This window comes from Jiangella asiatica (assembly GCF_004349065.1).
GTDB lineage: Bacteria > Actinomycetota > Actinomycetes > Jiangellales > Jiangellaceae > Jiangella > Jiangella asiatica.
In genome coordinates this window covers 1-24378 of record NZ_SMKZ01000007.1, presented here as the reverse complement: position 1 = coordinate 24378, position 24378 = coordinate 1, and the positions used below count along the sequence as shown (strand labels likewise).

The 24378-nt window shown below is 71.7% G+C and carries 20 protein-coding genes and 1 pseudogene; 7 read left to right on the top strand and 14 right to left on the bottom strand.

Features of this window, described 5'->3' with window-relative positions:
- Positions 1-183: 183 nt before the first annotated feature.
- The 4 genes from E1269_RS06990 to E1269_RS06975 all read left to right on the top strand — a co-directional run bounded on the left by E1269_RS06990 (position 184) and on the right by E1269_RS06975 (position 4602).
- Positions 184-1536 carry a CHAP domain-containing protein gene (locus tag E1269_RS06990; RefSeq protein WP_131892786.1) on the top strand — a complete coding sequence of 451 codons (1353 nt, stop codon included), beginning with the start codon at positions 184-186 and terminating at the stop codon, positions 1534-1536.
- Complete coding sequence (locus tag E1269_RS06985) at positions 1533-2366, top strand: hypothetical protein (protein ID WP_131892784.1); 834 nt, start codon at positions 1533-1535, stop codon at positions 2364-2366. The genes E1269_RS06990 and E1269_RS06985 overlap by 4 nt, the downstream gene beginning before the upstream one ends.
- A gap of 73 nt (positions 2367-2439) precedes the next feature.
- Positions 2440-4284: a hypothetical protein gene (locus tag E1269_RS06980; RefSeq protein WP_131892782.1), complete on the top strand. Its 1845-nt coding sequence runs from the start codon at positions 2440-2442 to the stop codon at positions 4282-4284.
- Positions 4285-4293: 9 nt separating this feature from the next.
- Positions 4294-4602: a hypothetical protein gene (locus E1269_RS06975; protein WP_131892780.1), complete on the top strand. Its 309-nt coding sequence runs from the start codon at positions 4294-4296 to the stop codon at positions 4600-4602.
- 56 nt (positions 4603-4658) lie between these two features.
- Here the strand turns inward: E1269_RS06975 and E1269_RS06970 are convergent, their stop codons facing one another.
- From E1269_RS06970 to E1269_RS06915, 13 genes are all read right to left on the bottom strand, one after another.
- The gene (locus E1269_RS06970; protein WP_162606264.1) at positions 4659-5888 is read right to left on the bottom strand and encodes a GNAT family N-acetyltransferase; all 1230 of its coding nucleotides are present in this window, start codon (positions 5886-5888) and stop codon (positions 4659-4661) included.
- Positions 5889-5960: 72 nt separating this feature from the next.
- Positions 5961-6404, bottom strand: coding sequence for a hypothetical protein (locus E1269_RS06965; protein WP_131892776.1), 444 nt, complete (start codon positions 6402-6404; stop codon positions 5961-5963).
- A 66-nt stretch (positions 6405-6470) separates the two neighbouring features.
- A complete protein-coding gene (locus tag E1269_RS06960; protein ID WP_131892774.1) occupies positions 6471-7076 on the bottom strand; it encodes a hypothetical protein in 606 nt (201 codons plus the stop codon).
- 116 nt (positions 7077-7192) lie between these two features.
- A complete protein-coding gene (locus E1269_RS06955) occupies positions 7193-7945 on the bottom strand; it encodes a hypothetical protein (RefSeq protein WP_131892772.1) in 753 nt (250 codons plus the stop codon).
- Entirely contained in the window at positions 7942-10746 is a 2805-nt protein-coding gene (locus E1269_RS06950) for an FtsK/SpoIIIE domain-containing protein (RefSeq protein WP_131892770.1), read from the bottom strand. Before E1269_RS06950 ends, E1269_RS06955 begins: the two co-directional genes overlap by 4 nt.
- 364 nt (positions 10747-11110) lie before the next feature.
- Entirely contained in the window at positions 11111-11599 is a 489-nt protein-coding gene (locus tag E1269_RS06945; RefSeq protein ID WP_131892768.1) for a hypothetical protein, read from the bottom strand.
- A gap of 389 nt (positions 11600-11988) precedes the next feature.
- Positions 11989-12312, bottom strand: coding sequence for a thioredoxin (gene trxA, locus E1269_RS06940; RefSeq protein WP_131892766.1), 324 nt, complete (start codon positions 12310-12312; stop codon positions 11989-11991).
- Positions 12313-12356: 44 nt separating this feature from the next.
- Positions 12357-13325 carry a thioredoxin-disulfide reductase gene (trxB, locus tag E1269_RS06935; RefSeq protein ID WP_131892764.1) on the bottom strand — a complete coding sequence of 323 codons (969 nt, stop codon included), beginning with the start codon at positions 13323-13325 and terminating at the stop codon, positions 12357-12359.
- A gap of 96 nt (positions 13326-13421) precedes the next feature.
- Positions 13422-14249: a cupin domain-containing protein gene (locus tag E1269_RS06930; RefSeq protein WP_131892762.1), complete on the bottom strand. Its 828-nt coding sequence runs from the start codon at positions 14247-14249 to the stop codon at positions 13422-13424.
- Positions 14246-14932: an RNA polymerase sigma factor SigM gene (gene sigM, locus E1269_RS06925; RefSeq protein WP_203433067.1), complete on the bottom strand. Its 687-nt coding sequence runs from the start codon at positions 14930-14932 to the stop codon at positions 14246-14248. The genes E1269_RS06930 and sigM overlap by 4 nt, the downstream gene beginning before the upstream one ends.
- Positions 14933-14955: 23 nt before the next feature.
- Positions 14956-18492, bottom strand: a complete 3537-nt coding sequence (gene murJ, locus E1269_RS06920) for a murein biosynthesis integral membrane protein MurJ (RefSeq protein WP_131892758.1) — start codon at positions 18490-18492, stop codon at positions 14956-14958.
- Positions 18489-20666 (bottom strand): DUF6049 family protein, encoded by a 2178-nt coding sequence (locus E1269_RS32125; RefSeq protein WP_162606263.1) that lies wholly within the window; start codon positions 20664-20666, stop codon positions 18489-18491. The genes murJ and E1269_RS32125 overlap by 4 nt, the downstream gene beginning before the upstream one ends.
- A complete protein-coding gene (locus E1269_RS06915; protein WP_239000810.1) occupies positions 20663-21106 on the bottom strand; it encodes an NUDIX hydrolase in 444 nt (147 codons plus the stop codon). The genes E1269_RS32125 and E1269_RS06915 overlap by 4 nt, the downstream gene beginning before the upstream one ends.
- 165 nt (positions 21107-21271) lie before the next feature.
- On the opposite strand from E1269_RS06915, the gene E1269_RS06910 reads away from it, so the two are divergent.
- Positions 21272-22801, top strand: coding sequence for a CCA tRNA nucleotidyltransferase (locus E1269_RS06910; protein WP_131892754.1), 1530 nt, complete (start codon positions 21272-21274; stop codon positions 22799-22801).
- Positions 22798-22971 carry a DUF3054 family protein gene (locus tag E1269_RS06905; RefSeq protein ID WP_203433065.1) on the top strand — a complete coding sequence of 58 codons (174 nt, stop codon included), beginning with the start codon at positions 22798-22800 and terminating at the stop codon, positions 22969-22971. The genes E1269_RS06910 and E1269_RS06905 overlap by 4 nt, the downstream gene beginning before the upstream one ends.
- Here the strand turns inward: E1269_RS06905 and E1269_RS06900 are convergent.
- Positions 22929-23966, bottom strand: a complete 1038-nt coding sequence (locus E1269_RS06900) for an NAD-dependent epimerase/dehydratase family protein (RefSeq protein WP_203433063.1) — start codon at positions 23964-23966, stop codon at positions 22929-22931. The genes E1269_RS06905 and E1269_RS06900 overlap by 43 nt on opposite strands.
- A 121-nt stretch (positions 23967-24087) precedes the next feature.
- Here E1269_RS06900 and E1269_RS06895 point away from each other — a divergent pair.
- Positions 24088-24378: pseudogene (locus tag E1269_RS06895) on the top strand (hypothetical protein); the annotation flags it as partial.

The window sequence follows — 24378 nt, the reverse complement described above, 5'->3', positions numbered from 1 at the left end:
GACGGTGTGCTCGTGCTGTCGCGTGGAGTGCCGATCGGTCCTGAAGGCAACAGCGCCGCGGTAGCCCGGTGGGCCGATCCCATGTTCCGCCTGGCGCCGCCTGTCACAGAACTCCACCCTGCCTGACCTACATGGGTGTCCTCGGCAAGCCGCCGTCGGGGACGCCCGGACGGAGGGCAGGGTATGGCACAGGGCTCGGTGGTCGCCGGCGCGATCGCGGCGCGTACGGGCGCGGCGCCGGCGCGGCCTCCGGGCGGCACGAGCACGGGCAAGAAGTGGCTGATGGGCATCGCGCTCGCCGTCGCCCTGAGTGTGGGTGCGGCCGCGACCATCGCGTTCATCCCGGTCGCCACGGTCATGGCCATCTGGTGCGAGATCACCGACCGGGCTCCCGGTGCGGAGTGCGTCATGGAGCCCGGCGGCGACGTCTGCACGGGCTCGGCGACCATGGTCAACGTGCCTGAGCCGTGGGCGGAGGTCTTCACCGCGGCCGGAGAGGAGTTCCAGATCGACCCCGCCTACCTGGCCGCCGTCTACCTGACCGAGAACGGCAACCAGTGGAAACCGCTGGACACCGATTGGCCCAGTTCTGCGTGTTGTCACGGCCCCATGCAGTTCAATCTGGGCGCGGGAACGTGGGATGCGTACAAGTACAGCGCCGACGGCGGACCACCGGATTACATGGATCCCTGGGACGCCATCTACACCGCGGGCAACCTGTTCACCCATGCCGACGCGTTGTACGGCAGCGTCACGGCGCAAACGCCCTTGGGCGACGTCGATCGCTGGGAGCCGGGCACGTTCGTCTACTCCGCGGCCAGCTACAACGCCGGACCGGCCGGCAACTGGAACAACAACGAGACGCTGCGCTACGTCGAGAACGTCCATGCGCTGATCTCGTCCAACTTCACCCAGGGCGGCGTCGGCGACTACGGCGGCCTCGCCACGTACCCCGCGCCATACGGCATGGACATCGGCGACGGTGAGGACGGCGGTGACGGGGGCTGGACCGGCTGCGGCGGCGGGGGCACCGGCGGTGGCCTGGACGGCGTCGTGCAGATCGCCGAGCAGGAGTACGCCAAGGGCATCGAGGAGCAGCCGATGGGCAGCAACTGCGGCCCGCGGATCAGCGACACCTACATCGCCAGCGGCTGCGAGCAGTGGTGTGCCGACTTCGTGAGCTGGGTGTTCCTGGAAGCCGGCATACCGTTCCAAGCGGTCTCGGGAACATCGCAGTACTTCTGGAGACACGACTGGCAGATACCGGCCGTCATCGGCATGGAGGCGTGGTTCCGTTCCGGCGGGCGCGGCCAGGAGTTCATCCCCGTCACCGGCAGCGGACCGGCCAAGCCGCCGCGTCCGGGCGACGTCATGATCTACTCCGGTCACGTGAGCATCGTGGTCGAGGTCGACGAGGCCAGCCGCACGCTGGTCACCGTCGGCGGCAACGAGAGCAACCGCATACAGCGCTCGTCCGGCACATTCACCATGGGGCCGAGCGGCCCGGTCGTCGGCTACGGCCGGATGAACCCATGAGCGCCCGCCTCGGTTCGCAGCGGCTGCTGATCGGGGCCGCGGCGGTGCTCGCCGTGGTCGGGCTCGTGCTGGTCCTCTCCGGTCCCGACGACGACGGTGGCAGCGGCGGCTCCGCGGGGGTCACCGCCGGGGAGGGACCGGCCGAGGATCCGACGACGGACGACGACGGGGCCGGTGGCAGCGGGGCGAGCGGTGGCGGAGCCGGCAACGAGGGCAGCGGAGCAGCGACGACGCCCGGCCCCACCGCGGACGGGTCGCCGGACCCGCCCGCCGACCAGGACGAGCCGCTGGAGCCGACGGACACCCCGACCGCGGCGCCGACTCCCGCGCCCCGTCAGACCCCCACCCTGCCACCCGGCATGCGGCTGCCCGAGCCGGTGGTCGTGCCCGACCCGGTCACCGTCGACGGCGGTAACCCGTCCGCGGTGGCCCTCGCCGCCCTGACCGCGGCATACAGCTTCGACACCGCCGGTGACGCTTCGGCCAGCGATGCCATGGCCCGTGCCGAGGCCTGGCTGACCGAGGAGTACGCGTCGTCGGCGTACGACCTGGAAGGGCTGGCCCAGGATGTCCAGCGCGACTGGGAGCTGTGGGCGGAGCACCAGGCGTTCGCCTCGATCAACTCCATCGAGCCACAGACCACCGACGTCGACCGGCCCGACACCGCGACCCAGGCGGAGCGACGGTTCTACGTGCGGGTGACGCCGGTCGGCCGCGACGCCTGGAACGGCGATCTCATGGTCCATCAGTGGTTCGTCTTCCTGGCCCGCGACTCCACGACGGACGAATGGCGCATCGTCGAGATGCAGACCCCGCTCGCCCACCGTTGACCCGACGCCCCTTGTCACAAACCGCCCTCCGGGAGCACCTTCAGAAGTAGGCCCACCGAACGGAGGCAGTCCCGTGGCGCGACACGATCCGGCGGACACCGCCGCCGGCGAGGCTGCGCCGGAGTCCGCCGCGACGGAGAGCCGCTTCGCCGCACGTCCGCCGGAGCCCACCATGAAGGGCTTCACGCCAGCCGCGCTCGTGGCCAGTGCGGTGGCCACTGTTGTCCTCGGCCTCGCACTGTGGGTCATCCTGGCCGTACTCGGCGAGCCCGGGCTCGGCGTGCTGTTCATGCTGCCCGTGCTGGGCTGCGCCGCCTGGCTGTACGTGGTGTCGGTCCGGCGTCGGAAGCGTGACGCGGTGATCGACGAACTGGCGACGGCGCTGGCCGATCACCTGGGCGTGCCGGACGCGTCGTACCTGGAGGTCGACGCGCGCCAGTGGCAGGACGGCTGGGTCGGTGTGCCGCACGTGCTGAACGTCCAGTACCCGACCGAGGTCGACGACACGGCCGCGGACTGGGCAGCGGGCATGGTCGAGGTCGTGCACGGGCAGCTGGAGCATCAGTACGTGGTGGGGCGGCACAACATCCGCGGGCGGCGCCTCACCCTGCGCGATCCCACCAGAGCCAGCGGGTCCCTGGCGCCCGACCCGGCCGGGCGGGCCGAGCGAGCCCGCGACGCCGTCCGGCGCGCGCTGCCGGAGAAGATCGACCGTCCGGTGCCCACTCAGGCCGACCTCGCCTCGTGGCTGATCCCGCTCGGCGTCGACGCCACCGGCACCCGGGTGGGCTGGAACCTCGCCGGTCCGCAGGGACACCTGCTGGTGCTGGGCCGGTCGGGCTCGGGCAAGCGGGTACTGCTGACCGGCATCGCGGTCGAGATCGCCGCCCGCGGCTGGCCGGTCTGGGTCGTCGACCACCGGCGCGTCGACCTGCTTGGCGTGCGCGACTGGCCGAACGTGCAAATCGTCGCTTCCACGCTGGACGACCAGATCGTCGTGCTCAACCAGGCCTGGCGTGAGATGGAGGGCCGGGTCGCGCTGGTCGAGAACGGCACCAGCCGGTCCGAGCTCGAGCCTCTGGTGGTGGTGGTGCACCACTTCCGTGAGTTCGCCGGGGCCGTCGCCGATTCCGCCCACCGGTCCGGCCTGGGCGCGGGTTCGGCGTCACTGGCGCTGGACCGGGTCACCGACCTGCTGCGCCACGGCCGGCAGGTCAACGTCTTCCTGGTGCTCAGCATCCAGCGCGCCGACGACCCGCTGCTACGCGAGGAGAATCGCGACGACCTCGGCGCCGTCGTGGCGTTGGGCCGGCTGGACGGCAAGGCCGCATCCGCTCTGTGGGGGAGCGCCGCCAACGCCGATCCGGCCGAGCACGTGCCCGGCCGGGCCACCATCCAGACTGGCGACGCGCCACCCGTGGTCGTCCAGTGCTACTGGACCCCGGATCCGCGCGAGGCTCGACGCGGCAACGACGAGCAGGAGCTCTACATGCTCGACGCCCTGCGGCCCAACCTGGTGACGCATCCGGTGCTGCATGTGCGGCGGTCGCGAGCGCTGACCGACAACCCGGAGGCGGCGTGGCGGCTCAACCTCGACGCCGACCTCGCCGAGGGCTACGGCCCGGCCGCCAGCCTCGCCGACTGGAGCCGCGCCCGCACACCGTCGCCGTCCGGCGGCACCGACGGCACGGACGCCACCGGCTGGTCGGAGATGATCATGGTGTCGCAGGTCCAACCCGGCAACCTCGTCCGCCTCGACGACGACACCGGCTGGGTCGTCGTCGAGCAGGTCGATCCGGTCGAGAACGACGGCACCAGCCTGCGCATCCACTGGCGCGGCAACCACGGCGCCGGCACGCAGGTCGTCTCGCGGACCCGCGCGGTGCGCATCCGGCACCTCAACGACGGCATCTACTAGGGGGTGTCGATGGCCGACTCCGTCTCCGACAACGACCTGTTCATGATGTTCCTCGCCGCCCCGCTCGCGCTACCTATCGCCGCGCCACTGGTGTTCGGCGCGTGGGAAGAGGGCCGCGAATGGATGATCGAGCGCGGCTTCATCGCGTCCGCCGAGGATGCCGTGTGGACCGTACCGGGCTGGGAAGGAGCAGGCATCAGCGGAGCACACGTCGTGCTGCTCGTGTGCCTGATCGTGCTCGTCCTGGCCATCGGTTCCATGGTGTCGCGGCGCCAGCGCAGCAAGAAGATCGACACCGAGGGCTGGGGCTCCAGCTGACTGTAGCCCCAGACACGGCGGCCAGGACGATCCAGCTCTGTCAGCTGTGGTCGGTGTCAGAAGATCTCCAGTGTCGCCGGCGCTCGGTGCCAACCGAACCCGGCCGATGCGCGGGCGACGGCGCCCGGTGTCCGCTCGATGATCAGACCGCCGGCGGCCAGCGTCCCCGCGGACACACCGCCCAAGTACAGCGAGCCGAGCTGGCGAACGTCCAGTGTCAGGTCCGCTTCGGCGTCGGTGCGCTCACAGTTGGCTGTGGTTGAGTCACCGACCAGTCGCCAGCGACCGGCGTTCTCCCTGAACTCTGTGTCGGTGAGCTCCAGCACGAGGTCGATGGGGGCGCCGTAGCGGCGGGCGGCGAGCGCACGCGGCACGTCGAGCACACGCACCCAGAGCGCTCCGCGCTTCCCGCCGCCCAGCGCGTCGGGGTTGGTGACGAGGTGCGGCAGCGGGTCGTCGATCGGGTTGTGGCCGTACTTGACGGTGCGTACCAGGTCGATGGACAGCAGGAAGCGCCACAGGCAGACGTATGCGTCGGTCGTCTCGGCCACCAGCTCGATGACCCTGACCTCACCGTCCGGGCCGGTGCTGTTCCAGCCGCCCTTGGTGCGGTACCGGGCGTAGCCGCGCACACCGCCGTCGTCCTCGTACATGACCGCGCGCTCGGCGCTCATGCCACGGCGCCAGCTCTTCGGGTCGGAGGTCAGGTACTCCCACCAGCGGCCGGGACGGCTGGACAGCCCTGCACGCTCCGGGAGGATGCGCTCGTAGACGGCACGGAGGTGGTCGACCACGTCGCTGGTCACCGCGTGCCGCAGCCGGGCGCCGGCCGGCACGCTGCCCGGCAGCGAGGTTGCGCGGGTGGGGATCTCGTAGGGGACCTCCCATGACGCCAGCCCATAGCCGAAGCGCCCGTAGATGGCGCCCTCGCTTGCCCACAGGGCCGCGATGGGCTCCGTGCCGCGACCGCGCGCATCGGTCAGCATGGCGGACATCACCGACGTCAGCACTCCGCGCCGGCGATGCGTCGACGCAACGGCGACGCCGGTGACGTGGGCCGTCGGCACCACCGCGCCCGGGACGGCGAGATCGCGGGTGAGGACGGAGCCGGTGCCGACCATGGCCTCTGCGTCGGAGACGACCTGAATCCGTTCCGGCTCGAACACCTTGCGGTACAGGCTGGAGGCGTCGTCATCGGGATCGTCGAGGAACGCTCTGGTGATCAGGGTTTCCAGCTCGTCGTAGTCATCGTCGGTCGCGGTGCGGAGCTCGAGCTCGTTCGTCACCGTCCTTGTGTAGCGCATGGCGGCGCCGGCTGACTATGCGTTTTCCGTCCCGATCCGACACCGGCGACATGGTCAGCCGCTGGGCCCGTGGCCGGCTGGGCCGCCGATGAAACCGAGGTGGCCGTCGCGTGCGCCGGTGGTGGGAGCGTGGCGTTCGCCCTCGAGTAGTCGCAGCGCCCGCTTCTTCTCCTCGAGCCGGCCTCGGACCCGCTTGAGCGCATCATTGATGAGGTTCTGGATGGCGGCCCACCGCTCGCCGAGCGAACTGATCACGGCATTGCACACCGAGGTGACGGCGTTCTCGATGCGCTTCGGGATGGCGGCGTCGGCCGGGTTCGGCACCGCGTCGTACGTCTTGCGGATGATCCTCCGCTGGAGGGCGCCGACCTCGGCGACGGTGCGCTCCTTGCTTGCTCTCGCCTCGGCGAGCCCATTCTCCAGCGTTCGGACGGTGCGCTCCAGCTGGCGCACCTCGTCCTCCAGTTCGGCTCGTCGGTGGGTCGGTGCGGTCGACACCTGTCACCTCCTCGCTGCTCGTGCACGTGCCATGGTCGGGGGCGGGTAGGCCGCTGAAGAGCTCGCTCAGCGGCGGGTGACGTGGACGGCCTCGCGGCCGCGGTCGCGTACGGCGCGGGCCGCCTGCGGGATGATCTGGCTCAGTCGCTTCTTCGCGCGGCCGAGCGTGCCGGACACGTCGTCGGTGCGCTTTCGCAGCTGCTCACCGCTGGTGAGGATCTGCGTGGCTCCGCTACCGAGCTGCCCGGCGCCCGCGGCGACGTCGTCGACAGCGTGTTCGAGAGAGCCAGCGCTGGCGCGCAGGCTCTCGGTGAGCTGGGCGACCTGGCTGGCGATGGGTCTGATCTGCGGCTCGAACACGGCCGCCAGATCGGCGTCGCCGCGTTGGAGCTGGTCGCACGCTTGGGTGAGGATGCGCGCGCCGCCCTCGGTCTCGGCCGCGGCGCGTTCGAGCGCGGCGAACCGGGACCGCGCCTCCTCAGCCCTGGCGCGCAGCCGCTCGCTGGCCGCCCGCGCCTCCTCGGCCGGGGCACGCAGCTCGTTCAACGCCTCGACCGCGGCCTGTGCCTTCTGCTCCAGCTCGGTGAGGCCGCGCGACGTCTCGTCACCGCCGTGGGTGAGACTGGCCGACACCTCGATGAGGATCTCGCCCGATTCCTTGATGCCCGGCATGCTGGGCCACCTTTCTCAGCGTTCGTGGCCGCGCCGTGGTCCAGCGGGCCGCCCACTTCTGTAGGTGCGTCCGGGGCGCCGGATGTGACACGACCGGTGGGGTTGGTCTGGATCGATCACAGGGCTCCGGCCGTGACGTTCACGGCTGCCAGCGCCACGGCGGTCGCCACCGTCAGCTCCCCTCCATACCGCGCCATGGCGACCGGATGGGGCCTGCGCGCGAGACCGGCTCCGGCGCACACCCGCGGCAGGCGCCGCGCGGCCGCCGTCATCAGCGCCGTCGCCACCACGGCGACCGTGCAGGCAGCCAGCAGCGCCAGGGACGTCGCCGCCGACGCCGTGGTGCCGACGACGGCCATCACCCCGGCCGCGACCACGGCGACCACAGCCGTCACGGTCACGACGATGCGCCGGGACTGTTCGTCGCGCTGGGTCAACCACTGCGCGAACTCCGTCTCGGCCGCGCGCACGGCGTCGCGGCGGCGGCCGAGGGAGGTCAGCGCCACGCCGACGTCGGAATCCGCGGCCCGTCGCAGCAGGTGCGGCTCGCTCGCCGAACCACCGGTGTCGTCCGTCGTCGGCGGCGGAAGCCCCTGCTCGGCGCGGACCACCGCGGTGTGTTCGAGGCCGGCCTCCGCGGCCGCGCCGGCCCGTTCGATGCTGCGCAGCCGCGCCGCCGAGGCGACCTCGCGCTGCTCAGAGTCCTCGCGAGTGCCGGCCTCGTCGTTGCGAAGGAGCTGTTCGGTGCTCTGGACCGCCGAGGTGAACCGGGACAGGGTCGCGCAGTACGCGCGCATGGCCGGTCCGCGCGAGGGCTGGTGGCGTTCGCCGGAGGCGCTCGTCGCGCCGGGCTCGAGGTCGGTGGTCATCGCGGTGCCTCGGACGATCCGGCCAGCCGCTCGCCCAAGCCGGCCACGACACCAGGTCGCGACGGCGGTAGCTGTTCGCCGGGTTGGAGCGGATCGACGAGCACGGGCTCGCCGGTGCCGGCGAGGTCGTGGAACCAGAACCGGCCCCGTGACGCCGCGAACGGCGGACGCCGGCCGATGAACCCACCGGTGTCGATGATGTCGGCACCGGCGTCGGCGCGTAGCTGGAGGCGCTCGCCGTGCGGGCCCAGCTTGCGGTGCCGGTCCGGCGTGTCGAGCCAGATGAGCGGGAACACCGACGTGGACGGACCGGTGCCGCACAGCCAGGCGAGGGGGTGCGGCTCGTCGTCGTAGTACGGGACCTCGATGCCGGCGTACTGCAGTCCGAGGACTGCCACGAACGTCGGCCCGGCCGCTCGGGTCGCGAACGACGGCAGCAGGTCGAGCTGGTCCTCGCCCACCGTCACGACCCGGCGCCCAAGCCACTCGGTGACCTGGTCCAGCGGCCGGCGGCCGGGGATGCGCTCGGGCAGCAGGTCGACGACGACGAAACCGGCATCGTCGGCGCTGGGCTGGAGCGCCAGGCCGGCGAGGACGGCGCTGATTGTGCTGACTGCACGGAGCTCGTCGCGGGCGGCCAGCAGCAGCCCGCGACCGTCGCCCGGGCGGGCCGGGACACCGACCAGCGGTGGCTCCACTCCGACCGGTGCGCCCAGGTAGATGGTGGGTTCGGCGGCGGCGGCCAGCGCCGGCGCCACGTCCGAGACGTCGACGCCGCCGGAGCCGCGGCTCACCCGGATGCGTGGGCTGGAGCCGTCGCGGATTACCACGTCGGTGCGCAGGCGCTGACGCTCGTCGGCGTCGAGCAGTCCGGCCTGGAACAGCTGGTCGGCGTCTTTGTCGCCGCGTGCCTGGTTGAGAACGCCGGAGCCGCGGCGCCCGGTGTCGAGGCGGTCGCGGACGGTGCGGTCGAACAGCAGGCTCAGCTCGTCGGGTTTGCACCTCAGGCCGACCCGCAGCTCGAGCTGGTCGAAGACCGAGGCCTTCTGCGAGCCGCGCCCAGCGCCGACGGAGTTCAGGCTCTGGGTGGCCAGCAGCACATGGATGCCCTGGCTGCGGCCCTGCTTGACCAGCACGTCCAGGGTGTCCCACGCGGCGTCCTCGGTGGGTCCGGCAAGCATGAGCTGGAACTCGTCGGCGACGAACAGCACCCGGGGGAGGACCTCGCCGGTCACTTCCCGGTACTGGGCGAGGTTCTTGATCTCGCGTCCGCTGCTGACCGACGCCTCCTTGAACAGCCGTTTGCGCCCGGCGTCGACCGTCAGCAGGTGGCTCAGCACGCCCAGCGCGAACGTGGCGTCGGCCTCGATGCCGACGGCGCGCACGTGCGGCACCGCGGGGCGGCCCGGCCGGGGAGCGTACTCGGCGAACTCCACACCGGCCTTCATGTCAAGCAGGTACAGCTCCAGCTCCTCCGGCGGGTAGCGGCGGACCAGCGCGTGGATGAACGCGTGGAGGAGAGTCGTCTTGCCCGAGCCTGACGGGCCGACCACGATGCCGCCGATGGCCACGTCTTCGTCGTCGCCGACGCGCAGCTCGATAGGGGAGCCGTTCGCGCTCTGTCCGACAGTGGCCGCGACGGTGGTGAGCGTGCTGCCCGTGCCGGCGGGCTGGGTGGCGAGCAGATCGGCCAGGACGACGGGGCGGTTGACGCCGCGACGGACGGCCGGGGCGAGCACGGTGGTGAGGAACCGGTGCTGGGCGGAACCGGGCGGGTTGGGACAGCGGATGCGCGCGTTGTGGTGCAGCACCGGTGGTGACGACTCCCAGGTGGCCCCACCCTCATGGTCGACGTGGAGGTGCTCGGCGTTCTCGAGGAGGTCGGTTAGGGCGAGGCCGCCTGGCAGCTGGCGACCCGCGTCGATGACGGCGATGACGGCGACGCCGCACCGTTGCCCCGTGCGGGCCAGGGACCAGAGCTGCTGGGCGTCGTCGGCGACGAGGTTGGGCCCGAGCCCGGCGGCCAGCACCAGCGAGCACGGGATGCCGCCGGCCGAGCCCGTCTGCCAGCGGCCGACCAGGGAGTCGTCGTCGCCGAGCAGCACCTGGCTGTTGAGCCGGTGCACGTGTTCGCGCAGGGCCCGCAGCTCCGCGGAGACCTCCTCGTGGGTGGCCCGCACGCCGCCGGCCACCAGCGGCTCGGGCAACCGGCTCAGAATGCCGAGGTTCTGGCCCAGGCCGCCGGGATCGAGCGGGTGGACGCGCAGCGAGCCGGGGAGCGCGGAGGCGAGCGCGCGGGTGACGAAGGCCTGCGCGAGGTTGTGCGCGGGCGCAGTCCCGCCGGGTGCGTGCGTGATGACGACGTTGCCGCCCAACGCGGGCAGGACGAACGGAAGCTCCACGATGCTGCTGGGGGAGGCGAGGCCCAGTGTGGCGACCCGGACCACCTGGGTGGCCTCGACGGGCTCGTCGTACTGCTCCGCCCAGACCGGCGACTCCCAGCCGGCGTGCGCGTATCCGGGGCCGCGCTCGAGGAGTTCGGCGATGTCGAGCCGGACCCGGTCGGCCGCGGCGAACAGCGAGGCGGTGGAGCGCGCCTGGCGGCGGCGGGCCGCGGTGGCGATCTCGTGCTGGTCGTCGACCAGGCGACGACGCTCCCTCTCGGCGGCCGACGCCGCCAGCGTGCGCAGGTGCCGCGCGGCGTCTTCGGCGGCCTCGACGGCGTGGACCAGCCGGGTGGGGCCGTCGTCGGCCACGGCGGGCCCTCGAAACGGCCCGTTGTGGAGGGCGGAGATGCGCATGCCTGCTCTTCCTCCCGGTCCCAGGTGTCTGTCCTCTACGAAAGTGCACGGAGAGGTCACTCTGTGACCGAGTAGGTGCGAGCTCCTGGCCGCGGGTCGTCGCTGTCTGCACACGCCGAGGCCCTGCCGTGCCCCCGAGGTCCCGCGGCCGCCGGGTGGCATCGCTGCCCCCGCCGCCCGGTCAACCGCAGCAGCCTCACACCGTGGCCCCCGAAATGATCACGTTCAGCAGGATCCCCCGTGCCTCACCATGATTGCGAGCATGGTGTGACACGGGATTTCGTGCTGAACGTGATCATTTCGAGGTCCCGCGTGCCCACGGATCGGGGTGGAGGGTCCGAAATGTCACGAAATCTCGACGACGTCAGCGGTATTCGTCGTCGCCGTCGTCGGGAACTCGGACAAATCGCTCCAGCATTTCTGCCTCAGTTTCCCATTCTGGGTACTTGACCAAGATCGAACTGGTTACGATGCCGGTGACCAGCCCGACACCGAACACCCAGAGGTCGCCAGAGAACCACCCGAACAGGCCGATCGTCCCGGCAGCCGTCAATGCGCCCTGGCCGATCACCGTGGCCCAGCCCGCCACGTGGTCGTTGTCGCGGCGGCGAGCGATGAAGTCGACGCCGCCGCACCCCAAGCCGATGACCGCCACCGGGATGAAGGCTTCGTGCAACGGCGCGATGCCGCCGAGGTCGAGCAGTGTAGCCACCGCGGCGAGGACGATCGCCACGATGGACGCGACCATGGTGCCGATGCCGAGCAGCAACAGCTTCGTCTGCCGCACCGCCATCGAGGTATAAGCCTCGACGGCGGCATTCTCGGCGTTCAAGAAATCATCTCTGTATTCCATGTACACCTCTTCGCCATGGCGCCCCAGGAGCCCCGATCACTGACACGTAGGTGTCCGAGCAAGCACCTCCGTGACGAGATGATCCGGGAGAACTGGGCGCTCGGCAAACGGAGCGGCTCCTTTGAACGGATATGCCATTCAATGACCGAAGCATGTCCGGGGGCAAGAGGTCCGAACCAAACTGATACACGGAACAACAGCCTTCTGGTGCGATTGTTCAGTTATGTCCGATAAATTCTTCCTCCGGATGGCCGAGGCGCGAGCGCTGGACGGCCGAACCGACTCCGCCGGACGGCCGAGCCACCCGAGCACACATGACGGCGCCCGCCGGGGAGGTGTGTCCCGGGCGGGCGCCGTCGGGTCGTGCTGGGGGTGCTGAGGCTCTCCGGTCAGCCGACGTAGTCGGAGAGGTCGTTCAGCAGGGCCGCCTTCGGCTTGGCGCCGACGATCTGCTTGACGACCTGGCCGCCGGAGTAGACGTTCAGCGCCGGGATCGAGGTGATCCGGTAGCTGGCCGCGATGTCCGGGTTCTCGTCGACGTTCAGCTTGACGATCTCCAGGTTGTCCTGCGAGTTCGCGATCTCCTCGAGCACCGGGGCGATCATGCGGCACGGCCCGCACCACTCGGCCCAGAAGTCGACAAGCACGGGCTTGTCGCTCTGCAGCACCTTCTCATCGAAGTCGGCGCTGGTGACGTGCTGGATGTTGCCCATGTGTGACTCCTCGTTGGTGGGCGCTTCTTTTTCGGGTGAGAGTCTCAAGAGACGACGAGCTCCGGCTTGACCTCGCGCGCGACGTCGAGGTCGGAGAGGTACCGCTCGGCGTCGAGGGCCGCTTGGCATCCGGTGCCGGCGGCCGTGACGGCCTGCCGGTACGTGTGGTCGACGACGTCGCCGGCGGCGAACACGCCCGAGACACCGGTCTTGGTGGATGGCGCGTCGACCAGGATGTAGCCCTGGTCGTCCAGCCGCAGCTGACCCTTGAACAGCTCCGAGCGGGGGTCGTGGCCGATGGCGACGAACAGCCCGGTGACGTCGAGGGTGCGCTCGTCGCCGGTGACGGCGTCGCGCAGCCGCAGCCCGGACACCTTGTCCTCGCCGAGCACGTCGGTGACGACGGTGTTCCACACGAACTCGATCTTGTCGTTGGCAAACGCCCGCTCCTGCATCACCTTCGACGCCCGCAGGCTGTCGCGACGGTGGATGAGGTAGACCTTCCGCGCGAACCGGGTCAGGAACGTGGCCTCCTCCATCGCGGAGTCGCCGCCGCCGACGACGGCGATGTCCTGCTCGCGGAAGAAGAAGCCGTCACAGGTGGCACACCACGAGACCCCGTGTCCGGAAAGCCGCTTCTCGTTCTCCAGACCGATCTCGCGGTACCGGGACCCGGTGGCGACGATGACGGCGCGGGAGCGGTGGTCGTTGCCCTCGCTGTCCGTCACGACCTTGACGTCGCCGGTGAGGTCGACCTCGACCGCGTCGCGGGTGAGGATCTCGGTGCCGAACCGCTCGGCCTGGGCGCGCATCTCGTCCATGAGCGCCGGGCCCAGGATGCCGTCGCGGAATCCTGGGTAGTTCTCCACATCGGTGGTGTTGATCAAGGCTCCGCCCCAGCTGACTTCCCCCTCGAGGAGGAGCGGCCGCAGCCGCGCTCGGGCGGCGTAGACGGCCGCGGTGTAGCCGGCCGGACCGGAACCGATGATGATCAGGTCACGGATGTCGGTCACGCTGGTGCCTTCCCTAGCTCGTCGGTTCCATCTGCCCCAACGGATACTAGGCGTTCGGCATTCCCGACGGGGTGCGGTCGGGCGCCGCGTCAAACCTCAGTCCGGGATGGGCACCGTGACCGGCTCGGCGATCTGCCCGGTGCTGCCGGAGTTGCAGGTGTCGAGCAGCCAGCCATCGAGGCTACCGTCGCCGGCGTCGAGCACTACCAGCACTCCCGCGTACTCGTACTTGGAGCCGACGAGGTCCTGCTCGAGCTCGTCGGCAAGGACCTGGCCGCACTCGTCGACGACCTGGCCGCGGCTCTCCCAGACCTCGGTGACGGCGCTCTCCAGCTGCTCGGCACTCAGACCCGCGGTGGCCTCCTCTTCGGCTGCCGAAGGGCCCTGTCCTTCGTAGAGGCTCGGAGCCGGGCCGACGCGGGCGTCGGACTGGACGGAGTCGTCGCCGCTGGCGGACTCGGCCCCGCTGCCCGCGGCGACCTCGCCGCTGCTGGCGTCGTCGCCACCGCTGCCGGAGGTGACGACCACATAGCCGGCCAGGCCCAGGACGCTGACGCTGGCGGCCGCGGCGAGCGCGGTGGGCAGCCGGCGACGGAACCAGGCGACCGTGCCGCCGTCGCTCTCGGCCCCGGTACGCACCGGTGCGGACCGCGCCGCGACGCCGTCGGCGACGGTGCCGGCCCTGGCAGCCTGCTCGGCCGCCAACGCGGCGCCGATGCGCGCCGCGACGAACTCGGGGACGGGCACCTCGGCCGGGGCGTGCCGCAGCGCGGCGCCGACCTGGGTGACCTGCTCGACCACCGCTTGGCATTCGGCACACTGACCGACATGGGCCTGGACCTCGCGCGCTTGGCGCGCGTCGAGGGCACCGCCGGCCAGCTCGGCCAGGACGTGAGCAGGAGGATGCGCGCCGGCTGCGGTCACCGCTGCTCACCTCCTGGTCGTGGTCGTGTCCCCGATGGGACGTCGCCGCCGGCGGGCTGGTTCCCGCTGGGCGCCAACCGGTCCGGCCCCGTGCGACCCGGACCCGCCCGCTCCGGCGCCGACCGGCCGGAGGCCAGCCGCCCGGGTGCCAGCAGCGGGACCAGCTTCGCGCGGGCCCGCGCGCACCGGCTCTTCACCGTCCCGACCGGCAGTCCGAGCATCTCAGCGGCCTCGGCCACCGGGAAACCCTCGACATCGACCAGGACCAGCGGCACCCGCTGCTCGTCCGGGAGCGAGGCCAGAGCGTGCTCCAGATCGACCCGCAGCGCGGTCTGCTCGGCCGGGTCGCTGGCCGGTTCGGTGACAGGAGTCACACCGGCGATCTCGGTGCCGTCGAAGGCGACCGGATCGGCGGGGCGCGCGGCGCTGTGCCGCACCCTGTCGAGGCAGGCGTTGACGACGATGCGGTGCAGCCAGGTGGTGACCGCCGACTCCGACCGGAACGAGCCGGCCCGGCGGAAGGCGTTGATCATGGCGTCCTGGAGCGCGTCGGCAGCGTCGTGCGGATCACCGAGCGTGCGCAGCGCGACCGCCCAGAGGCGGTCCTGGTGCCGGGTGAACAGCTCGCCGAACGACTCGGGATCGCCGTCGACGTGGCGGCGCAGCAACTCCTCGTCAGTCACCCCGTGCCCTCGCTGGGGCTGTGTCACCCCAATACCTCCGCTTCGGCGATACCACCTCGGTAGTTGCCGCCATCCAGGGGCAACCGAGTGAACCACACAAGGACGTACCGGGTGCTGACGGCCTCGTCAAGCGTGTGCGTGACATTCTGCTCCGCGCCTTCGACGGAACCCACCGCCGTCCAGCCGTCGAGATCGGATGGCGCCTCGCCGGCATCGGCGGGGGCGACCCTGATCTCGAAGTCGGCGTCGGCGCTGAGCAGCGCGAGCCGCAGCTCGCGGACGTCGACGGCCTCCCCCAGATCGAGGTACAGCCCGACGCCGGGCTTCTGCAGCTCCATCGGGTCGTAGTAGTTGACGGTGGTCCAGGCGGTCTCAGGGTCGTCGTCGAGGACGTTGTCGACGTCGCTCGGGTTCTCCTGGCCGTTGTCGCTGAACGGGTCGAAGTCGGTGGCCGCGGCGAGCGCGAGCGGCGTGGGCTCGGCGGCGGGGGTCTCCTCCTCCGGCGACGTCGTGGCGGAGGCCGACGACGATGGCTGTGGCGTGGACTCGTCGTCGCCGGCATCGTCGATGGCGCCCAGCAGCAGCTGCAGGCCCACCAGGGTGGCGCCGACCAGCAGCAGCATCGCGGCCATGACGCCGAGCAGCCGGGCGGTGCGGCCGGAGCGGCGGCGCTCGCGCCGCTGCTCGATGCGGCTCGGCGGAGGGGGCGTCCCGGGCTCGTCGAGCAGGGCCGGTGGCTGCTCCATGAACCGGGCCGGCTCGGTGATGACGGCGCGCTGCGGTCGGGCACCGGCGGCCAGTTCCGCGGCGACGGCGACGGGCGTGACCAGCGGCGTGGCGTGGTGACGGCGGGCGTGCCCGATGGAGCGGTCGGTGACGGCGTCGAGGTGACGGGGGACGCCGGGCCGCACCTGCCGCGGCGATGCGAGCCGTCCGTCGATCAGCGGCGCGGGCGGCAGCCCTTCGACGCCACCGGTGGGCCAGCGCGCGGTCAGCGCCGCATATAGGACGCAACCGATGCCGATGGCGTCCAGCTCGGCCGGGTTGGGGCGGCCGGAGGGGTCGAACTGGCCGGGGTCGCCGAGCTCCTCCGGCACCGCGGCGGGACCGCGCAGGGCGTACTCCGTCTCCAGCCCGGCGATCTTGACCGAGCCGTCCGCGGTGACGAAGACCAGGCTGGGGTCGAGGTGTCGGTGCGCCAGGCCCTGGGCGTGCGCGGCGGACAGCGCCTCGGCCACCTCACGGCCGACCGCGGCCGCCTGCTCGGGGTGGAACGCCCCGCTGGCCAACAGCGCGGCGAGGCTCTGACCCGGGGTCCACTCGCGCACGACGTACGTGACGTCGTCGGCACCGATGTCGAGGATGCGCAAAAAGCGTGGGTCGGAGACGGTGGAGGAGACCCGGGCGGCGGTGGCGTACCCGGGCGCGCGGGGGTCGTTGGAGGCGATCGCCTGGACGAAGACGGCACGGCGTAGGACGTCGTCGACCGCCTGCCAGGACTGGACACCGTCGGAGTCGTCGAGCAGGCGCTCGAACCGGTAGCGACCGGCGACCGTGCGCCGTTGCCCCGGGAGCGGCCCGCGTTGGTCCAGCATCGCCTCCGCCGAGGGACCCGCGTGGGTGCCGGCAAGGGGCTGGGCAGCCCTCGCACCGTCGCGACCCCCGTCCACTTCCATGGTAGGGCGAATCGAACTGGTTCGGTCGCGATGCGTGTGGGCCGTGGTGTCGAAAAAGCTCGGCACGCCGGGCAGGGTCTCGTCGAGGAAGAACTCCGACGTCATGCCGGGGTCCATGGGGCGGCGGAAGATGCTCAGCGTGCCGGTCTCGGCGGGCAGCTGGTACTCGGCGGTGTCCTCCAGGAGGTCGCCGGGGTCGATGGCGATCGACGGCGCGGTGTCGCCGCGCAGCTTGGCCAGCACCAGGGCGACGGCCCGCCGGATCTCCTGGACCCGGAACGCGTAGGCCAGGCCGATGAACGTCACCAGCCCCACCGTGCCACCGACGATCAGCTCGACCAGCCGCACGATCATCGAGGGCAGCGCGTCGAGTGCGCCGAGCGAGCTCCAGCCGCGCCACACCAGCCACGCCAATGCGGCGGCGATGGCCGAGTGCAGCACCAGCCGGATGACGTGCTGGACGAGCTCGCCGCCGGCCAGCGACCCGATGCGGCGCTGCAGCCGGTGGACACCGACCATGGCGCCGATCAGGTAGCCGACGCTGTATCCGCCGGCCAACGCCATGGTGACGTACTGGTCGCCGGGGGCGAAGACGGCGACGCCGACCGCGCCGACCATGATGACCGCCGACACCCAGATCTGCGTGTAGAAGGGCGTCTTGGTGTCCTGCAGCGCGTAGAACCCGCGCAGCACCAGGTAGTGGACGGTGAACGCGACCAGCCCTGGCATCAGCACGACCAGCGTCAACGCCAGTCGATCGGTCTGCCCGCCGGCCGAACCGTAGTCGAAGATCATGGCGGTCAGCGGGAACGCCAGCGCCGCCATCAGCGCGCCCAGCGGGATGATCACCGCCAGGCACATCCGCAAGGCGGAGATCAGCTTGGTGCGGACCTGGTTCAGCTCACCGTCCGCGGCGAGGTCGGACAGCCTGGGCAGCAGTGCGGTGGCCAGCGACACGGTGATGACCGAGTGCGGCACCATCATGATCAGCATGGCGTTCGCGTACACGGAGTATCCGGCGCCGGCGTCGCCCGCGCTGACGCTGCTGGCACCCGAGGCCACCTTGACGACGACCAGGTAGGCCAGTTGGTTGACCACGACGAACGCGACCGTCCACAGGCCGAGCCGGACCGACTCGCCGAGCCCGTGGCCGCGCCAGTCGGTACGGAACCGCAGCGAGAAGCCGGTCTTGCGCAGTACCGGGATCAGGATCAGCGCCTGCGCGACCACGCCGAACGTCGAGCCCACGCCGAGCAGCAGGGTCTGGGTGGTGGTGAACGGCTCGAACCCCTGGGTGCCCCAGACGCCCAGGAACACGCCGAACACCGCGATGGCCACGACGTTGTTGAGGATCGGCGACCACATCATCGGGCCGAACCGGCCCTTGGCGTTGAGCATCTGGCCGATCAGCACGTACAGCCCGTAGAAGAAGATCTGCGGCAGGCAGAACCGGGCGAACATGACCATGTTGTCGAAGTACGGCCGCATGTCCGGCTGCAGGAACCGGTCGTCCACGATGAGCCGCATGAGCAGCGGCGCGGCGAGTACCGCGATGACCGTCGCCAGGCCGAGCACCGTGATGGCCAGGCTGAACAGCCGCTGCGAGTACGCCTGGCCGCCGTCGGCGTCGTTCTTGATGGCCCGCACCAGCACCGGGACCAACACGGAGTTGAGGACTCCGCCGCCCACCAGAATGTAGATCATGTTGGGCAGGACGTTGGGCACGTTGAAGACGTCGGCGGTGGCCGCCGTCAGGCCGATGGCGGCGGCGATGACGGCGGCCCGCGCGAACCCGGTCAGCCGCGAGACCACGGTCCCAGCGGCCATGATGGCGCTGGAACCGAGCAGACCCGAGCTGCGGGATGGCTCTTGGGTGGCCGTCACCGAGTAACCTCCTGGGCCGGCGACGGGTCGTGCGACGAGCCTCGCGGGGGCTCGTCCGGCGGGACGGGCCGGTCGGCGGGGTCGTCGTCGACGGCGTCATCATCGTCGCGGTGGCCCTTGCGCAGGGTCCGCCGGACGATCGCGGCGGCGAACAGCGCACCGGCGGCGCCCACGATGATCCAGCCGATTGTGCCGTAGTCGGTGGCGTTGACGATGGTGGGCTGGGCCGGGCCGATGGGTGTGCCGTCGGCGGTGGTGAGCCGGACGGCGATGGGCACCCGGCCGTTGGCGGCGGCCTCCGCGGTGACGGTGACCTGCTGCCGCTCGCCCGGCTGGACGAGGGTCGGCTCGACCTCTTCGACGCGCAGGCGGTCGACGTTGGTGGAGTGGATGTCGAGCGTCACGTTGACCGGCTCGGACAGCTCGTTGGTGATGGTCAGCGGGAACGACCCGGTGCGGCTGGACAGCGTGACCGACTCCGGGACGGTGACGGTGATGCGCGAGAACTGCGCGTCGAGGTCGTCGGTGATGGCCGCGGCGTAGGCGGCGCCGGCGACGGGGTCGTCGCGCCAGCCGGTGGACGCGGAGCGGAGCGTGGCCAGGGTGAGGGCGTCGGTGACGCCGTCGTCGTCGGCGAGCAGGCTGGCGTAGTGGGCGGCGTCCTCGTGCAGCGCCGCGGTGGCGTCGACGTTCGCCGCGGGCAGCAAGTTGGCGTCCTCGGCCGGATCAGGGGTGAAGCTCTCGCGCTCCCCGGTCTGGTCCAGCTGGGAGACGTCGAACGTCTCGACCCACGGGATGGTCGTCCAGGTCTCGATCACCGACAGCGCGACGGCGGGATCCGGTCGCCAGCGAACCGGCGGCGCGGCGACCAGGAGCGACGGCTCGACGTCCTCGGCGGCCGCGGCCATGGCGACCATCGCGGTCTCGGCGAGCCACCGCTGCCGCAGATCGACGGCGGCGGCCTGCGGGTCGTCGATGGCGCCGGCGTCGGTGAGTGCGTCACTGAGCCCGAGGTCCGTGGCCACCACGCGCATGGCGGCGTCGTCGACCCGGAACTCGCCCAGCGCCCCGGACTCCGCCACGGCGTTGCCGGGGACGACCACGGTCTCGGTGCCGGCCGCGGCGAGCGAACCGAGCACCTCGTCGGTGACGGAGGCCGCGTCGAGCCAGGCGACACCGGAGGTGCCGCCGCCGAGGGCCCGGGCGGCCTGGTCCGCGGCGGCCGTAGCCTGCGCGGTCAGCTCGGTGGCCAGGCCCGGATCGGAGCCGGCCAGCGCCGCGACGTCGGGCATCGCATAGGGCAGCACCCACAGGTCGCTCTCGCCGGTGGCCTGCGAGAGCGACTCCCGCCATTCGCGCGCGGCGTCGGAGTCGGCCCGCGACCCATCGACCGGACCGGACGGCGACGCGACCTCGTACCCCTCGGCCATGACGTTGACGGTGTCGAGCAGGTCGGGATCGACGGCCCAGGTGACCGGCGCGCCGGCGCCGGCCTCGACCAGGCCGTTCAGCGACTCCTCGGGGCCGATCTCGGCGGCGAGGGAGTCGTCGAGCAGGGTGCCGTCGGGCATCATCGTCGGCCGCGCCGCGAGTGGCCACAGCACGCCGACGGGGACGGTGGGCAGGTCGGCGGTACTGCTCAGCCAGGGCACCACCGTGCGGGAGGTGGCCACGTCGAGCCGTTCGCCGTCGTCGGGGGTGGCCCGGATGTCGGTCCCGACCGTGTAGACGCCCGTCTGGTCGAAGGAGAGCAGGTCGGTGGAGATCTCGAGCGAGAACGTGCCCACCTCGCCCGGCTCCAGCGACTCGTCGACGACGTCGTGCACGTCGGCGTAACGCTGGCCGGGGTTCACCTCGGGGTCGGCGGAGACCCGGCGCACGTCGGTGCGGCTGTCGAGCGGCACGCGACTGAAGCGAGGCAGCGCCTGCACGTTGTGGAGCGTGACGTCGCCGGTGTTGTGGACGGTGCCGGTGAGCGTGATCGACTCGTCCTCGGGGGTCAGGACGCTGGGCGTGACGCCCTGGATCGTGCTGACGGCGGCCGGTCCCTCGGCGGGCGCGGGATCCGCGGCGGGCACGGTGGCGGTCGCGGTGGTCGCCGCCGCCGCGACGGCGGGTGCCAGCACGGCGGTCACCACCGCGGCCGGCACCAGGAGCAGGCGCCGGAACGTCACGGCGTCTCCTCTCGGTGTCGAGCGGTGTCGTGTGTGGTCTCGAGGTCCCGCGCCGCTGGCAGCAGCTCGCGCAGCCGTCGGGCCAGTCGCCGCTCGGACGCATAGCGCATCCGCTCGGTCAGCTCGTCCAGCGGCACCCATGCCACGTCGCTCACCTCCACGTCGTCGGTGCTCAGGCTCCCGCCGGTCGCTTCCAGGAGAAAGTGGTGCACCGTCTTGTGGATCCTCCGATTGTCCGCAACGAACCAATAGTCGATGTCGCCGACCGCCGTGACGACCCTGGACTGCAGCCCAGTTTCCTCCCATACCTCCCTGACCGCAGCCTGCTCCGGAGTTTCACCTGCCTCGACGTGTCCCTTCGGCAACACCCATTCCATCCGGCCGCGGCGGTCGATCCGGCCGATGAGAGCCACCGCGGAGGCGTCCTCGTAGTCGTCCACGACGAGCCCACCCGCTGAGGTCTCCCGGACGGTGCGCAGCCTGGGCCGAGCCGACTTCCGCCGACGCCTCGGTCCCCGACGTCGCCGGTGGTGCGAGCCGTCGGCTGGCGTAGGCGGCGAGCCGGGCATACGCCCAGAGTAGCCGGGTTGCTCCCATGAGCCGCGATGCTCCGCCGGGCGGGCGGGCCGCGGTTGGGTGGCACCCGGCTGGGAGCCGTACCCTGGTGCGTCGTGACCGAACCGAAGGAAGCGACCGACGTGCTCTCGAAGGCCCAGCGGCAGGCGGTGCGGCAACTGCTGCGCATCGCTCCGGTGGCCGACGAGCTGGGCGCGCGCTTCCGTGCCGCCGGACACGAGCTGGCGCTGGTCGGCGGGTCGGTCCGGGACGCGCTTCTCGACCGGCTCGGTCAGGACCTCGACTTCACCACGTCCGCGCACCCGGAGCAGACGAAGCGGCTGCTGTCCGGCTGGGCCGACAACATCTGGGACGTCGGCCAGAAGTTCGGCACCATCGGCGCGCACAAGGACGGCTTCCAGATCGAAATCACAACCTACCGCGCCGACAGCTACGACGGCACCACGCGCAAGCCGGCCGTCGAGTACGGCACGTCCATCACCGACGATCTCGTGCGGCGCGACTTCACCGTGAACGCGATGGCGGTGCTGCTGCCCGGACGCGAGTTCGTCGACCCCCACGGTGGCCTGGCCGACCTCGGCCGCAAGGTCATCCGGACGCCCGGGACGCCGCAGCGGTCGTTCTCCGACGATCCGCTGCGGATGCTGCGTGCGGCGCGGTTCGCCTCCCAGCTGGACTTCGCGGTCGCGCCGGAGGTGGTGGCGGCGATGAGCGACATGGCCGAGCGCATCGACATCGTCTCCGCCGAGCGGGTCCGCGACGAGCTGTCCAAGCTGGTGCTGTCTCCGCGGCCGCGGACCGGGCTGACCCTCCTGGTCGACACCGGCCTGGCCGAGCGGGTCCTGCCGGAGCTGCCGGCGCTGCGGCTGGAGATCGACGAGCACCACCGGCACAAGGACGTCTACGAGCACTCGCTCACCGTGCTGGAGCAGGCCATCGAGCTGGAGGACCGGCTGCCCGGCGGCGGGCCGGACCTCGTGACGCGGCTGGCCGCCCTGTTGCACGACATCGGCAAGCCGCGGACCCGCCGGTTCGAGAGCGGCGGCGGCGTCAGCTTCCACCACCACGACGTCGTCGGAGCCAAGATGGCGCGCAAGCGGCTCACCGCGCTGCGCTACCCGTCCGCCGTCGTCGACAGCGTCGCCCTGCTCACGCAGCTGCACCTGCGCTTCCACGGCTACGGAGGCGGCGAGTGGACCGACTCGGCGGTCCGCCGGTACGTGCGCGACGCCGGTGACGAGCTGGCCAGGCTGCACGTGCTGACCCGGGCCGACTGCACCACCCGCAACCGCCGCAAGGCGCAGGCGTTGCAGCGCTCGTACGACAGCCTGGAGGACCGCATCGCGCGGCTGGCCGAGGAGGAGGAGCTGGCCGCCATCCGGCCGGACCTCGACGGCAACCAGATCATGAGCATCCTCGGCATCCCGCCCGGGCCGGTCGTGGGCCGCGCGTACCGGCACCTGCTGGAGGTCCGGCTCGACCACGGTGTCCTCGACGAGGAGGCCGCCCGCGCCGAGCTGCTGCGCTGGTGGTCCGAGCAGCCAGAGAGCTCGGCGTGAAGACCGGTCGAGCAATCGTCCTCGACGCCGCCCTGGTGCCGTCGGGTCAGGGCACTGCGGTGTCCTTCGTCGTGGTCGCCACCGTGTTCCTCGGTCTGTTCCTGCTCGGCTGGCGGGTCCTGGCGCGTCAGTTCCGCCGCGATGCCAGCAGCGCGTCCTCGGCGTCGTAGTTCTGCATCAGGTCGCCGTAGTACGTCTCGAGCAGCGGGAACGCGGCGCGCCACGGCCGCTTGGCCAGCCGGTCGCGCAGCCACGCGATGGTCTCGACGACGGCGTCGGCGTAGCGGGCCGCCGGTGCGTAGCCCAGCTCCCGCTCGGCCGCGCCCATGTCGACCAAGAACGGGCGCGGTACCGACCACGGCGTCCGCCCGACCCCGTCGGTCGACGGTTTGTCCAGGAGGACGAGCTCCGGCTCGTGGCCCACGGTGGCACCGACTGCCCCGACGATCTCGGCGACGGTGGGCGGCTCCGGGTCGCCGGCGTTGAGGACGCGGCTGGCCGGCTGCCCAGCGGCGACCCGGATCAGCTCGGCCAGGTTGACGGCGCTCGTGGTGTGGAACCGGCTCTCGCCCCGGTAGGCAAGCGGGATGGCCGGCCGCCGGTCCAGGGCGCGCAGCAGCGGCCACACCTCCCGCGGGCTGGTGCTGCCGACGCCGTGGATGGCGCACGGGCGCAGCACCGTGACCGGCAGCCGTCCATCGTCGAGCAGGGTCCGTTCCAGCAGCACCTTGGCGGTCGAGTAGGTGGCGGTGCCGGGCGGGACGGTCGGCTGTGTCTCGACGACCGGGCCGTCGAAGTCCGGGAAGTCGTCGACGCCGGTGGCCTCGTCGAGCGAGTGGGCGGAGTCGTCGGTGTACACGGACGCGCTGGAGATCACGACGGCGGAGCCGATGTCGCCGGCCAGGTCGAGCAGCTGCCGGGCGTGCGTGTCGTCATACGCGACGGTGTCGACGACGACGTCCGCACCGCCCGCTTGCCGCACGGCGGCCAGCAGGTCGGCGCGGTCGGCGCGGACCTCGACGACGCCTCGCTCCGGCCAGTCGGCCGGCTGCGTGGTGGTGCCGCGGTGCAGGGAGGTGACCGCCCAGCCGGCGCTCAGCAGCGCCTCGACGCTGGCGCGGCCGATCTGCCCCGTGCTCCCGACGATGATCGCGTGTCCGCTCATGAGCGCGACGCTAGCCAGCCGCCGCCGGCGTCGTCACGGGTTCTCTGCCACGAGGCGGCTGCTCGGGCGGCTGCTCGGTGCGAGATCGACGTTGTCGGTGGGGTCGGGTAGAGTCGTTCACATGTTCGAAGAAGCCGTCTTGGATGCTGCTCCGCTGGTCGCTCGTGACCCGCGGACCGGCGCGTGGGTCAGCTATGACCCGTGGGAGCTTCCCGACGACGTGACCGTCTGCGGGGTCCTGCCCGACGGCCTGCTCGACATCGCCGGCGCGCCGGCCGACGTGCCGGCGCCCGAGCCGGCCTCGGTCGCGGCGACACCTCTCGCGGCGGTGCCGACGGGCCCGTGGCTTGCAGCCGCGCTCGCCACGTTCGAGACCGCGGCGGCGGGCGGCTACCACCTCGTCGAGGCGGCC

Coding starts and splice junctions, on each gene's coding strand:
- E1269_RS06900 (WP_203433063.1), bottom strand. CDS start 23,966: ATGAGCGGACACGCGATCATCGTCGGGAGCACGGGGCAGATCGGCCGC.
- E1269_RS06985 (WP_131892784.1), top strand. CDS start 1,533: ATGAGCGCCCGCCTCGGTTCGCAGCGGCTGCTGATCGGGGCCGCGGCG.
- E1269_RS06945 (WP_131892768.1), bottom strand. CDS start 11,599: ATGGAATACAGAGATGATTTCTTGAACGCCGAGAATGCCGCCGTCGAG.
- E1269_RS06950 (WP_131892770.1), bottom strand. CDS start 10,746: ATGCGCATCTCCGCCCTCCACAACGGGCCGTTTCGAGGGCCCGCCGTG.
- E1269_RS06990 (WP_131892786.1), top strand. CDS start 184: ATGGCACAGGGCTCGGTGGTCGCCGGCGCGATCGCGGCGCGTACGGGC.
- E1269_RS06960 (WP_131892774.1), bottom strand. CDS start 7,076: ATGCCGGGCATCAAGGAATCGGGCGAGATCCTCATCGAGGTGTCGGCC.
- E1269_RS06910 (WP_131892754.1), top strand. CDS start 21,272: ATGCTCCGCCGGGCGGGCGGGCCGCGGTTGGGTGGCACCCGGCTGGGA.
- trxA (WP_131892766.1), bottom strand. CDS start 12,312: ATGGGCAACATCCAGCACGTCACCAGCGCCGACTTCGATGAGAAGGTG.
- E1269_RS06955 (WP_131892772.1), bottom strand. CDS start 7,945: ATGACCACCGACCTCGAGCCCGGCGCGACGAGCGCCTCCGGCGAACGC.
- E1269_RS06975 (WP_131892780.1), top strand. CDS start 4,294: ATGGCCGACTCCGTCTCCGACAACGACCTGTTCATGATGTTCCTCGCC.